Annotated in this window: 14 protein-coding genes; 9 read left to right on the top strand and 5 right to left on the bottom strand. The window is 41.9% G+C overall.

What is annotated here, in order from left to right; translation table 11 throughout:
- Positions 1 to 38: 38 nt before the first annotated feature.
- The 3 genes from H6G41_RS15060 (at position 39) to H6G41_RS15050 (ending at position 2200) form a co-directional block, all read left to right on the top strand.
- Positions 39 to 248: a hypothetical protein gene (locus H6G41_RS15060; protein WP_190747061.1), complete on the top strand. Its 210-nt coding sequence runs from the start codon at positions 39 to 41 to the stop codon at positions 246 to 248.
- The gene (locus tag H6G41_RS15055; RefSeq protein ID WP_190746993.1) at positions 248 to 505 is read left to right on the top strand and encodes a cytotoxic translational repressor of toxin-antitoxin stability system; all 258 of its coding nucleotides are present in this window, start codon (positions 248 to 250) and stop codon (positions 503 to 505) included. The genes H6G41_RS15060 and H6G41_RS15055 overlap by 1 nt, the downstream gene beginning before the upstream one ends.
- A 108-nt stretch (positions 506 to 613) precedes the next feature.
- The gene (locus tag H6G41_RS15050) at positions 614 to 2200 is read left to right on the top strand and encodes a glucose-6-phosphate isomerase (RefSeq protein WP_190746992.1); all 1587 of its coding nucleotides are present in this window, start codon (positions 614 to 616) and stop codon (positions 2198 to 2200) included.
- Between the two features lie 151 nt (positions 2201 to 2351).
- Here the strand turns inward: H6G41_RS15050 and H6G41_RS35120 are convergent, their stop codons facing one another.
- Complete coding sequence (locus tag H6G41_RS35120; RefSeq protein WP_242037936.1) at positions 2352 to 2780, bottom strand: hypothetical protein; 429 nt, start codon at positions 2778 to 2780, stop codon at positions 2352 to 2354.
- Between the two features lie 53 nt (positions 2781 to 2833).
- Here H6G41_RS35120 and H6G41_RS15040 point away from each other — a divergent pair, with 53 nt between their 5' ends.
- Together H6G41_RS15040 and H6G41_RS15035 are read left to right on the top strand one after the other, a co-directional pair.
- The gene (locus H6G41_RS15040; RefSeq protein ID WP_190746991.1) at positions 2834 to 3181 is read left to right on the top strand and encodes a cupin domain-containing protein; all 348 of its coding nucleotides are present in this window, start codon (positions 2834 to 2836) and stop codon (positions 3179 to 3181) included.
- Positions 3182 to 3202: 21 nt separating this feature from the next.
- Entirely contained in the window at positions 3203 to 3694 is a 492-nt protein-coding gene (locus H6G41_RS15035) for a hypothetical protein (protein ID WP_190746990.1), read from the top strand.
- A gap of 203 nt (positions 3695 to 3897) precedes the next feature.
- Here the strand turns inward: H6G41_RS15035 and H6G41_RS15030 are convergent, their stop codons facing one another.
- Complete coding sequence (locus tag H6G41_RS15030; protein WP_190746989.1) at positions 3898 to 4608, bottom strand: Crp/Fnr family transcriptional regulator; 711 nt, start codon at positions 4606 to 4608, stop codon at positions 3898 to 3900.
- A gap of 3 nt (positions 4609 to 4611) precedes the next feature.
- The gene (locus tag H6G41_RS15025) at positions 4612 to 6009 is read right to left on the bottom strand and encodes an amidase (RefSeq protein ID WP_190746988.1); all 1398 of its coding nucleotides are present in this window, start codon (positions 6007 to 6009) and stop codon (positions 4612 to 4614) included.
- Between the two features lie 330 nt (positions 6010 to 6339).
- On the opposite strand from H6G41_RS15025, the gene H6G41_RS15020 reads away from it, so the two are divergent.
- Positions 6340 to 7797 (top strand): hypothetical protein, encoded by a 1458-nt coding sequence (locus H6G41_RS15020; RefSeq protein ID WP_190746987.1) that lies wholly within the window; start codon positions 6340 to 6342, stop codon positions 7795 to 7797.
- On the opposite strand, the gene pgeF is transcribed toward H6G41_RS15020, so the two are convergent.
- Positions 7790 to 8590, bottom strand: coding sequence for a peptidoglycan editing factor PgeF (gene pgeF, locus H6G41_RS15015; RefSeq protein WP_190746986.1), 801 nt, complete (start codon positions 8588 to 8590; stop codon positions 7790 to 7792). The two genes, H6G41_RS15020 and pgeF, sit on opposite strands and share 8 nt — an antisense overlap.
- A gap of 73 nt (positions 8591 to 8663) precedes the next feature.
- On the opposite strand from pgeF, the gene H6G41_RS15010 reads away from it, so the two are divergent.
- Both H6G41_RS15010 and H6G41_RS15005 read left to right on the top strand, forming a co-directional pair.
- Positions 8664 to 9476 (top strand): biotin--[acetyl-CoA-carboxylase] ligase, encoded by an 813-nt coding sequence (locus H6G41_RS15010; protein WP_190746985.1) that lies wholly within the window; start codon positions 8664 to 8666, stop codon positions 9474 to 9476.
- 91 nt (positions 9477 to 9567) lie between these two features.
- Entirely contained in the window at positions 9568 to 11139 is a 1572-nt protein-coding gene (locus H6G41_RS15005; RefSeq protein WP_190746984.1) for a peptidoglycan DD-metalloendopeptidase family protein, read from the top strand.
- A 148-nt stretch (positions 11140 to 11287) separates the two neighbouring features.
- On the opposite strand, the gene H6G41_RS15000 is transcribed toward H6G41_RS15005, so the two are convergent.
- Positions 11288 to 11968, bottom strand: a complete 681-nt coding sequence (locus tag H6G41_RS15000; RefSeq protein ID WP_190746983.1) for a riboflavin synthase — start codon at positions 11966 to 11968, stop codon at positions 11288 to 11290.
- A gap of 342 nt (positions 11969 to 12310) precedes the next feature.
- On the opposite strand from H6G41_RS15000, the gene H6G41_RS14995 reads away from it, so the two are divergent.
- On the top strand, positions 12311 to 12808 hold the full coding sequence (locus H6G41_RS14995; protein ID WP_190746982.1) for a bifunctional nuclease family protein: 498 nt from the start codon (positions 12311 to 12313) through the stop codon (positions 12806 to 12808).
- The last annotated feature ends 8 nt before the right edge of the window (positions 12809 to 12816 follow it).

The following is a 12816-nucleotide window of genomic DNA, read 5'->3' as shown; positions in this document are numbered from 1 at the left end:
CAATAAATGACGAATGACAAATGACAAAGGTTAAATTTATGAATTTATTACGAACGAGAATCCATCACTTAATCGAGCAATTAGCGGATGAGGATATACCAACCACTTGGGAAGTAGTCCACAATCTGTATTGTGACTTTTATATGCTCAAAGCCATAGAAGAGGCCAAGCGATCGCAGCAACCGTGGGACATCTTAACTCAAGACGAAGCAATTCGACAGTTAATGTATTGGGGAAGTGAGATTTAGTGATTGTAGAAGTGCGTTATACCAGGTCTTTTTTACACGACCTGAAGAGTTTAGAAACATCTGCTTATGAGCAGGTGTATAATTTTATATTTTACGAGTTTCCGCACCACTGGCAGATGCGTTCTCTCCCCCAAATGCGGCAACTTGATAGTGATGGTATATTTCACCGCTTTAGTATCGATAATTATTTAATAGGTATAGAAGTCAGAGGTGAAATTGTGAAGTTTTTGCGTGTCATACCTATGCCGGATGTTTAAGGGTAAAGCTTAGATCAACACTTAAAACTGTATAAGGCAAAGCAGGGATCGCTATAACCTTACATTAAACTGGTTTTTGAAAAACACTTTAAAGTTGAGATTTCCCTTATGGATGCTAAAGCACTTTGGCAACGATACCAAAATTGGTTATATTTCCACGAGGGATTAGGGCTGTATCTTGATGTGAGTCGGATGCGGTTTGATGATACCTTTGTAGATTCGTTGCGGCCGAAGTTTGAGAAGGCGTTTGCGGATATGGTAGCACTGGAACAGGGTGCGATCGCTAATCCGGACGAAAATCGCATGGTTGGACATTACTGGTTGCGAAATCCCGATTTAGCGCCAACTCCAGAACTTACCCAAGAAATTGTCCAAACCCTGGAACAAATCGAAGCCTTTGCCGAAAAAATCCAAACAGGTGCTATTCATCCTCCTAGAGCTAATCGCTTTACTGATATTATCTCCATTGGCATTGGTGGTTCTGCTTTAGGCCCCCAATTTGTCGCTGAAGCCCTGTCCCCCGATTTTCCACCTCTAAAAATTCACTTTATTGACAATACAGATCCCGCCGGAATCGATCGCATTCTCACCCAATTGCGCAACAGTCTCGCCAGCACTTTAGTTTTGGTGATTTCCAAATCTGGCGGCACGCCCGAACCGCGCAATGGCATGATTGAAGTTAAAAAAGCCTACGCTGGGCAAAATTTAGACTTTGCTCAATATGCAGTAGCTATTACCAGCGTTGATAGCAACTTAGATAAAATCGCCAAAGCTGAAGGTTGGTTAGCGAGATTCCCCATGTATGACTGGGTGGGAGGACGCACCTCGGAAATGTCTACAGTGGGCTTAGTACCAGCCGCATTGCAAGGCATTGACATTCGCGCCATGCTAGAAGGTGCGAAAGAAATGGATGATGCTACCCGAAAAGCCGATATCAAAAATAACCCAGCCGCCCTACTGGCCTTGTCTTGGTACTATTCTGGCAATGGTAAGGGTGAAAAAGATATGGTTGTGCTTCCCTACAAGGACAGCCTGCTATTATTCAGCCGTTATCTGCAACAGCTGGTAATGGAATCTTTAGGTAAAGAAAAAGATTTAGATGGCAATACTGTATATCAAGGTATCGCCGTTTATGGTAACAAAGGTTCAACAGATCAACACGCTTACGTACAGCAGTTACGTGAAGGTGTACCCAATTTCTTTGCTACCTTAATTGAAGTTTTAGAAGATCGTCAAAGTCCATCTCCAGAAATCGATCCGGGAGTGACATCAGGCGATTACCTTTCTGGCTTTCTCCAAGGAACCAGACAAGCACTTTACGAAAATCAGCGCGATTCCATTACAGTTACTATTCCCCAAGTTAATCCACGTACTGTTGGCGCTTTAATTGCTTTATACGAGCGTGCTGTTGGGTTATATGCTAGCTTAGTCAACATCAACGCTTACCACCAACCAGGAGTAGAAGCTGGTAAAAAAGCCGCCGCTGCTATTCTTGATTTACAAAAAAGCGTCATCGAAGTACTGCAAACAGAAAAATCGGCCCTGACTTTAGAAGAAATTGCCGAAAAAGCAGGCGCAACCGAAAAAATTGAGGCAATTTACATAATTCTGCGTCACCTGTATGCCAATCAGCGAGGTGTGGTGTTGCATGGTAATCTGGCACAACCCAGCAGTTTAAAAGTTTCTCTCGGCTAATGGATACCCTGGTTGTTGCCAATGCAACAATTTTTTATCCGTAAGGGACTTCCAATTAAAAATATCCAAATGTAAGGGCACGGCACCGATAAAGAGCGTTTTAATGCAAGTCTGTAATGCCGTGCCCTTACTTGTCTTTGAAATTGATTTTTTATCTTCGGGAACCACCTTTTTCAGTTTCTTCTAAAGCCCTTTCTGTTCGTGAATAAGGATTAGTTTTTGGTTGCCAATCGGGAAATAAGCCAATGATAAATTGATTGATTTTTGTTCGAGTCTGCAAGCTAGCAGTACTTAAGGGTTTGGGTAGAAAGCTATCGCCAAAACCTATAAATATCAACGACAACAAAATAAACCATGTACTAGCTGTTTTGCGATGCATTTTTTTATAAGTAGTCATATTTAATTCATAGTTTAAGCGAGATTTTTCGCAAATAGCTATATCTTCATTTACTCTTTGAGGTAGCTCAAAGACAGCATCATAAATTTTTGGCAAAGTAAAAGTAAGATAACTGCTGAGGGTTACAGAGATGATATACCCTAATTTTGATTTTTCCACCGCACCTGCATATCCAGTTTTCACCTCCTGATTAATACCAATTATTTTCTATCTGCGGTTGTAAATCGCGCATAAACATGGCTTCTATAATGACAATAAACCAAGCTTTAAGTATTCAAATCAAAGAACAGATTGAATATCCCCATAGCGGAGTTTTGAGTAAAATTTTACTCAAGGATAATGTTTGCCAATATACTTTATTTTGCTTGGCAGCTAACACGGAAATTTCGGAACATACTTCAACGCGCAATGCCACAATTTATGTAATTTCAGGTAAGGGTTTACTGAATTTATCAGGGCAAGAAATTGTCCTAGAACCGGGAATTTTTGTTTTTATGCCAGCTAATGCTACCCATGCTTTACAAGCTGAAGAAAATCTTGCCTTCTTACTCATTCTTTTTGAGAAAGTAGCAGATAACGATTAATTATTTATTCAGGGATGTACTATGGAATCTTTAATTGCAATTTTTGAGAAACACTTAGGTTTTTCTCCATCTCAGGTAGAATCTATTCTTAACAAGCCACTAGTAGAAGCTCTCAAATCTGTGGAATTAAATCAGGAATTAACTAGCTTAGACAGCAATTTATTGAAGAAGACATTACCAACAGCCGGAGCAGTTTTGGCGAAAGAACTACCACCTTTTTATAACTGGTTGAAACATGAATTAGGCGTTAAGCGCATTCCTGATAGTCCAGAACATACAACAACTTGGGTAATTGGATTTGTCCACAATCGCGAAAGTTTGACTAGTTTAGTAGATTTACACCGTCCCGTACCCAGTGGAGCTTTAGAGGCTTCTGTACCGCGCTTAGTGCATTTATTTGATGGTGTAGAAGATGCTCAAGTAAGACAAGAATGGCAAAAAGCGATCGCGGCTTTGTGTCTGGTTCTAGTTGTCGCTGCTCGCGAACAAGATAAATTGGCTGTAGCTACTTGATAATCTGACTTCATAGTGAGTATTTTAGAGGGTAAGGCAATGCCTTGCCCCTACAATCTGTCGCTTTATTTTTTCAAATTGTTATGGTTAATATATCCGTGCAATCTGGGGTTTAGCAGTGCTAAATTACTACAGAAATCTCAACAAATTTATTTAATTTATTGTAAATATTTAAACAATAAAATTAAGAGTAGTTTATCACCTTAATTTTGTTGGTTTGTTAGATATCCACAGGCGATCGCATCTAATTTCTGCTTATTAATTATCACCATTTTACCACCGCGACTATAAGTAATCATCGACTTGAGGCTTTTGATTAACCGCACGCACTCTTCATAGGAAATTCCCACGCTCCGCGCCATCCGATAGTACGATAATTTAACTTTTAAAAGTTCGCCTTGGGGCGTTAATTCTGTTCCTGATTCAGTAGCAAAATATTGAATTAATCTCGCCAGTCTAACAATCGCCCTTTCAGAAACTAATCCATGCACTGTCTCATGCAATTGCTGAATCCGATTGTTAAAAACCATCAACATCCGTAAAGCAATTTCTGGATTTTGTTGGATAGCTGTTAATAAAGCTTCCCTTTCTACTGTGAGAATTTTGCAATCAGATTCAGCAGTGACAGTGGCTGGAGAAATTCCATTTCCTAATAAAGCAGGCGCAGCAAAAATTTCCCCATTGGCTAAGGTACGTAGAATTGTTTCTTTACCTGTGGTGGCTATTTTGCTTACTTGAATGACACCACTGACAACAGCATATAACTTGGCGGGTAAGCGATCGCCTTCATGTAGAATGATCTCTCCCTTGATATAACTTTTTACCTGGGTTTGTAGTTGCAAATTTACCTTGTCTGTTGTTTCTAAGTCTGCAAACAGGGTAATTTCTGAGATTTGTTCTAATGAGGCTTGCATGAGTTACACCGCCATAGCTGGGCGATGCTGTAGCCAAGGGTTAGCAGCTTCTAGTTGTGCGGCTAGGCTGATGAGTATTTCTTCTCCACCAGGTTTTCCAAGTAACTGCACGCTAATGGGTACACCGTTACTATCAAAGCCGACAGGAAGTGCGATCGCAGGTTGTCCTGTCGCATTTGCTACTGGGCATGGTGCTACCCAGTTAATAATATTTTGGAATGTCTCTTCTGGACTCAAATCAGCCCATTCTCCCACTTTAATTGGTGTATGTAAATATACTGGTAATACCAACACATCAACATTGTGGAAAAATCCGACGATTTGCCGCGATACCATCTGCATTTGCGCTACAGCTTGTAAATACTCCGCAGCTGAACCCGATCGCGCTAACAAAAATTGATTGAATGGTTGTAAAATTTGCGCCGGAATTCCCGCAGCACCTACCCCAGCTTGCCAGACAATTTGAAACGGTTCGACTAAGCCGCTAAAATCTGGTGATTTTTGTTCTAGTTTATGACCGAGTTTTTCTAGTAACTTAACTGTTTGCAAAACGCCTTGTTCGCAGTTAGCGTCAGCTACACCCAGAGGCGGGATGATAGTGGTGTAAGCAATCTGTAATTCCCCTGGTGGTTTTTCTGTGGCTGCGAGAAAAGATGACGGTGGTTGTGGTAACCAATAAGGATCGCCCAGGAAATAACCGGAAATAGTATCTAAAAGTGCTGCCGCATCCGCAACAGTACGGGCAAGCGGCCCGTTAGTGGCAATTCCCGACAGGCGATCGCCTACAGGCGCGTTTGTCACCCTTCCCCGTGATGGTTTAATACCTACCACACCACAACATGCCGCAGGCCCCCGAATGGAACCGCCGCCATCGGAACCTTGCGCGAGCGCACACAACCCGGCGGCGACGGCTGCGGCAGCACCACCGCTAGAACCGCCTGGGGTGTAATCTAAATTCCAAGGATTTCTAGCTGTGGGAAAACCAGTAGGTTCACTGTAAGGAAAAGAACCTAATTCCGAGGTAGCAGTTTTACCTAAAATCACAAACCCGGCTTGTTTAATCCGCGTTACTACCCCATCATCATAGTTAAGGATATTGTTAATTAATACCGGATTGCCGTAAGTACAGGGTACACCTGCGACAGCGTTTAAATCTTTAATGGAAATCGGTACGCCAAAAAATGGCGGTAGTTCGGAATTAGTGGCGAGAAATTCCGTTTTGGCTTTTGCATCTGCGATCGCAAAATCCGCCATCACCGTAAAATAACTTCCTAATTGAGGATTTAACCGCTCAATTCTTTCTAAATAAATATTTACCAACTCTAGAGGCGAAAGTTCGCGGCGACGAATCAATTGCGCCAAATCCAGCGCTGGAGTAAAAGCTAAATCAGTTTCATTCATGCCTTAACTACGGGGTAGTTGGAAAAATTCTGCAAAAATTCAAACTTAAGTTGTTACTTTAACAGGATTTTTGGGAACTATAGCTATTACAGTTCCTGGATTTTTCCATCAACTAGGGTACTCAGCTGCAAAAAGCGTGGTTATCTTGTGATACCACATGCGGAAATAGCCTGGTTTGAGATTCTGGCAATCGCAGAGATTTTACATCCCACATCTCTAAAATCCCCCATCTAAAAATCTCAAATCTCAAATCCCAAATTGGGATAACCGCGCTGCATAGTCATTTTAATTGTTTGGCATAATCTTTCGACCCATCCCCAAGGGGTATTTATGGCTAATCTAGAAAAGCTTTTACATGAATTGACAAAACTTGTTGAGAGTCTTAAGCTCACTGTTGGTGATTCTCATGCCATTAAGCAAGAAATTATCCGACTAAGTTTTATTCAAGAAAAACTGCGCAATTTACAAAGTGCGATCGCTGAAGAATTAGTTGTTACAAAAATTAATAGCCCGCCAGCCAGTGTACTTTCTACTAGTACAGAAAGTCCCTTATTAACCTCTAACAGTTGTTTTGTTGCACCCTTGCTCACAACTGGCGAAAAATTTATTGCTGAGAAATTTAGTAATGGCTCAGGTAATATATCTTTAAATGATTTAGACGCTAAAATTTCTCGGTGGTTGGAATGGGGAGAACTGCTGCAAACAATAGCTGAAGATATTTTGAGTAATTCCCAATTTATTAACCAACTCAGTTTTAATATTAACTATCCTAGCTTATCGAGTCAGTTTCAAGAGTTGGAAGCTAAACTCAAGATTGATTTAGCTTATGGTAAATCTAGAATTTTACACCAGCAACACCAGCAAATTATTAATGCTCAAGAAGAATTGTTGCAAGTACAGCAAAGATCCACAGAAGTCTTTGAAAATATTAAAAATACGCAAAATATTTTATTAATATTACTCAATTTATCAGCCTTTTGTGGTAATTCAGGTTTGGAATTAGAATGGTTTGACGATGAATATGGATTTATTATATCTAGTGCAGGAAATTGTCAAGCCTTAGGAGATATTATTTATGATTGTGAATCATTTCAAGGAAAAATTCACGATTTAGTCTTAGAGACAAAAATTTTATTAGATCAATCAGAAACAGCCTTGAATAATCTGCCTCAACGTCCAACTTTATCAGAATTAGGGCAATTAATCGCCGCCAAACCAGTCCATTCATTTTTTGCTATCGGTGCAAGTTTATTGATATTAGGTTTTGGTACTTGGACAGTTACAAATCAAATTATCCATATTCAGCATCAGCAAAAGCTCAAACAGGAAAAAACTTCTTTATCTAATTTAAAATCTGCTCAAAAGTTAGGTATGGAAGCTGCTACCTTAGTTCAAAAAACTCCCTTACCCCTCAAAGATTGGCAGCAAGCACAAGAAAAATGGCAAAAAGCAGTTAAATTACTAGAGTCTGCTCCTAAGGACACATCTGTTTCTGTAAAAGTTCAAGGTCAATTAGTTAAATATCGGAGTAACTATACAACTATTAGTAAAAGAGTAGATTTGGAAAAAAATGCTGCATCAAAATTAGAAACTGCGGATAAATTAGCTCAAGAAGCTGCTTTTATAGTTAAAAATGCGCCTCAAGAAGCAGTAATTTTACAGCAAGCCAAGGATAAATTAAAGGAAGCAATTAATTTACTACAAACTATTCCCGCCGGGACATTTGTCTCGCCACAGGTGCAAGAGAAGTTAGCTACTTATCAACAGAATTACGAAAAGATTAAGTGAAAATAGAATTTCCCACGCTCACAATTCCCGACCATTGCACTTTTTTCTGTTGTTCTCGCCGGTAAGAAAAGAAATGCTCTGGCGTTTGGTAGGTACAATAAGGTGCGATCGCAATTTGTTCGCCGCTAATTCCCAGGCGTTCTATTTGTAGGGTATTTACCCGACGCACATCTACCTTGACTTTACCAGGCTCATTATCGGCAATTAAAGGCGAATCGGGCAGTTCGTGCAAAGCATCAACTATTGTATTTTCGTCATCATGTGATATAATGCTAGACCCAATTTCCGCAGCCACTGCCACTGAAACTTGGTAAACTTCTCCAGCGATCGCGGGCCCCATTGCAATGCGCAAATCATCAAGCTTGCTACCTTGGGTTTGTAAACGGGCGATCGCTTGCGGCACAATTTTTTTCGCTGTTCCTCGCCAGCCTGCATGAATTGCGGCTACCTGTCCGGTTTTGACATCACCAATCAGCACGGGCGTACAATCAGCGCTGGCTACCCACACAGCTTGCAAAGCCTTCTGGCTAACCAAACCGTCTGCTGAAGCTAAAGCAGAATCATCATCAGATCCTTTACCTAACTTGCTTTCAATTTCTTGTGGGGTCAGCACAGTATTGCCATGAACCTGTTTCAAGCGATAAACTGATGCCTCTGGTTGTAGCACCTGTGTTAACTCTTCGGGCGATCGCGGCCAAAACGGATGGGTAAAGAAGCCATGTGACCAAGGTTCCAAGAGACTACAAGTAAGGTAGGGCATTCCTTGCCAATTGCGCCAGTGCCAAGTGTGCATCTTAAACCAAACCTAAACAGAAAATTATCAGCCAATTAATGCTAACTTGTAGAACGGGATTTAGGTTAACTGCGTGGGATTTGATTTGCAAACTTTGACAGCAGCCTTGGATTCAGGGCGGCAGTATTCATATTTACCATTTTCTTTGCATATTTTTGATAGTGTAGCTTCAACGAATCAAACCCTCTGGAATTTGCTAGCACAGGGGGCGGAACCAGGATGCGTAGTAATTGCGACTCAGCAAACGGCTGGGCGCGGACAATGGGGTCGCCAATGGATTTCAGCAGATGGGGGATTATATATTTCTGTAGCAATTCATCCCAAAATAGCAGCAACAGACAGTTACCAACTCACCTTTGCTACTGCTTGGGGGATTGCAGCACAATTGCGTAACTGCGGTATCAACGTCGGAATTAAATGGCCTAACGATTTAGTTTTAGACAGTCGGAAGTTAGGCGGTATTTTAACGGAGACTAAAGTTAATCAGGGGAAAATTACCCAAGCAGTTATCGGTGTAGGAATTAACTGGGTAAACCCAGTACCAGACACCGGAATCAACTTAGAATTATGGCAAGCCTCCCAGCCTGTAAAACTCATTGCTTGTCTAGAAATGTTAACTGCTCAGGTTTTATTAGGCATAGAATCCGGTATTCAGTGCCTTTTTGAAGAAGGAGTAAACGTACTCTTATCTCACTATCTAGATTTACTGACGAATATGGGCGATCGCATAGAGGTTAATAATCTCATAGGCACAATAGTTGGAGTGACCCCTCAGGGTAATTTACGAGTTAATGTAGAAACTTATAATACAAAGGAAGCAATCCTACCAGAAATTTACATTCAACCCGGTACAATCAGTTTGGGTTACCAAAAATCTTCGGTTTAATTTAAGGTTTGTTCAAAATTTCGCTCTTTGGGCAAGACAAACCACCGGCATCATTCTGTTTAGACTATTTAGACAAAATTTGAGAGAACAAATGACGCAGCCAAATAACTCTGCCCATAAACGTTTGCTAGTCACAACAAAACGCTTTGCTTCTACGCTACCAGCACAGGGCCTTTGTTGGCTCAGTAGCTTTAGCCTCCTGGGTAATAGTATGGTGCTAGCACAAACGGAAACATCTATAGACAACATCGTTCCTACTATTGAAAATTCTCAACCGACTACCCCAGTCAAAATTCCAGTTAAAAAAGATACTGTAAATTCAGAGGTAACTCGTCCCCAAGTAGAATTTTCGGAACGGCGAGCCAGACTTAAAAAAAGATTACAACGGGAGAATGTCTCCCAATCTCCACAACCAGTTAGACAGGCGCAACCAACAAAAACTGAAGCAGCTGAGCCTGTTGTTATCAGACGCGCCAAACCACAAGCAGAAACTTCCCAGGTAGCGCCAGCTAGAGTTAATCAGGAAAAACCTGCACCTACACCTTTACGCACTGTACCTGAGAAACTTCCCGAAGTTGCCCAACCACCCCAAAACACCAAAAGCCCTGTGGGTAGCACGGAAGTAAAACCCCAAGAAGATTACAATAACGCTTATATTGACCCCACTGATTACAAAGTAGGTGGTACTTATCAAGCACCTAATTCTGTAATTATCACCGAACGTTCTAGTGGTTGTAAAACGACTTTACCCACAGGACAATCTATAGCGGGTAGTCTTTGTGGCAAAACACCCAGTAGTCAGCCTGTAGCTGATGCTAATAGCAAAACTTCACCTAGTTGGTTGAGAAGAAGTCAAACTGCTAATTTAGGCAACGGAAATGTTGTTAGACCAATAGCAAATGCTGGTAACAGCCGCAGATTGCGTAATTCTCCAATTGCTGCCAATAATGTGGCTAATCGTATTGCTTCTAGTGTAGGTAAGAGCGACTATAACCCCAATCGCTTTATTCCTAGCCCTGGTTATTTTGCGAATACAACAACAGTCAGTGCAACACCAATCGCCCCCAGTGCAGGTAGTTTACCAGCACCAATGGCTGATGGTAATTTTGCACCCCGGCCTAGCACCGTTGCTTATGACTTCCCATTGGCTTCCACCTTACCGCAAATTCCTTATGCAGGTAGAGTTGCCTATAGTGGTCAGGGAATGATGTTCCCCCTATCGATTCCAGCACCAATTACCTCATTATTTGGCTGGCGGATTCACCCGATCACAGGCGATCGCCGTTTCCACGCTGGTACAGATATCGGTGCGCCCACAGGTACACCCATCCTAGCTGCTGCTAGCGGTCAAGTAGAATCTGCTAACTGGATGGGTGGCTATGGTTTAGCCGTCACCATCAATCACAGTTCAGCCCAGCAAACTCTCTATGGTCACATGTCACAAATCTTTGTGCGCCCTGGTCAGTTTGTTGAAGCGGGAACTGTCATTGGGCAAGTTGGTAGCACTGGTAACTCTACAGGCCCCCACCTGCACTTTGAAGTCCGCCACCTATCACCAAATGGTTGGGTAGCAATTAATCCAGGCGTATACTTAGAAACCGGCTTGAGCAACTTACTGCAAAGCTTACAGACAGCGCAGTTGAGTAAGCAACCTGGTTCTTAGAGGGGCTAGGGGCTAGGGACTAGGGGCTAGGGGCTAGGGGGCAGGGTGCAGAGGGAAAATAATACTGGGAAAGACATGGTGAAGCGGAAAAATAAATAATTCCCAATGCCCAATGCCCAATGCCCAATGCCCCATGCCCTATGCCCAACTAAATATATCCATGTTCTGCCAGGAATGTTGGTGTAATTCCTTCAGAATGGGAATCTTCCTGAGAATTGGGGTTTGGTTTGCCGGAATAAAGAAATTTCTCTACATATTTGCCGAGAATATCTCCTTCGAGATTTACCAAACTTCCCGGTACTAAATAACGAAGATTGGTGTCGGCGTAGGTGAGGGGAATTACCGCCACTGTAAATTGGCACAGTTCTGGTTCGTAGGTGGCTACTGTGAGGCTAATGCCATTGACAGCAATACTACCTTTGGGGACAATGTACCGGGCGATCGCCTCAGATGCTTTAAAGGTCATTTCCCAAGAAGTCGCTGTTTGTTCTGCTGTCACTAACCGACCTACGCCGTCTACATGACCCATGACAAAATGACCGCCAACTTTACTTCCTACCCGCAACGAAGCTTCGAGGTTAACATATTTCTGTGGTGTGTCCTCGTCTTTTAAGGTAGTGCGGCGCAAGGTTTCTGGTGATGCAGTGGCAATAAAACCATCCTTTAAAACTTCTTCCACTGTCAGACATACGCCATCAACGGCAATACTGTCGCCATAAGCCAGATCCTGCATAATTAAATCAGATGACTGACTTACACAAGTAATTTGCCAAGAATCTCCCCCTAGGGGTTTCATGGTTCCTAAAGCTTGGATTAGTCCTGTAAACACAGCTTGTTTGCCAAAGTAAATCGATTTATTGCCTAATTGTGCCTAAAATCTCCTCGTAATTCCCTCCATAAATGTTGCAAAATCTGAGTATATTTTCTGACTTTATTTAAGATAGGGATATTATCACATTAGCATCCTGAAAAAGGCATACTTGGGTAATCAGGATATTGTCTAAGTAGACCACTTTGACTTAATCTGGTGTTCACATCAAGTTCAAAGTTCAATATCAGCAATTATAGAGCACAAATGCCTATGTTTATTTCTCCGCCGGACTTAACCCATAAAGGGTATTATTTGTTACTTATTAACCAAGTACTCCAAGGAGCGTAGAGGCAAGCGCCAATGATTGAAATGAGAGTCGCTGGCATAGCATTAGATGCCATAACCCGCAGCCCAATTGTACTTTTAAAAGATGCATCCGATCGCCGGGCTTTACCAATTTATATTGGTCAGGAACAGGCTAGGGCGATCGCGGGAGCCATCGAGAGTCAAAAGCCTCCACGGCCTTTAACTCACGATTTAATTGTAAATATTCTCGAAACCTGGAACTTGACTCTAGAAAAAGTAATTATTCACTCCTTGCAAAAGGATACATTTTATGCAGCATTAGTTGTCAAGCAAGGCGAGACTACAAAAGAAATTGACTCCCGTCCTAGCGATGCGATCGCCATTGCTTTGCGCACCAATACCCCCATTTGGGTAATGGAAGAAGTGATTGCTGATGCTTCTATTCCAGTGGATCGAGACGCTGATGAAGCAGAACAACAAGCCTTCCGCGAATTTGTTTCTAATCTCCGTCCTGAAGATTTGATCAAACGCTTTGGTAATGGCGAAAGTTAGAAAATTAA

Origin of the sequence: Tolypothrix sp. FACHB-123, from assembly GCF_014697075.1 — a bacterium.
In the GTDB taxonomy this organism is placed as follows: Bacteria; Cyanobacteriota; Cyanobacteriia; order Cyanobacteriales; family Nostocaceae; genus Aulosira.
The sequence above is the reverse complement of the archived record's forward strand: the minus strand, read 5'-3'. Positions and strand labels throughout refer to the sequence as shown.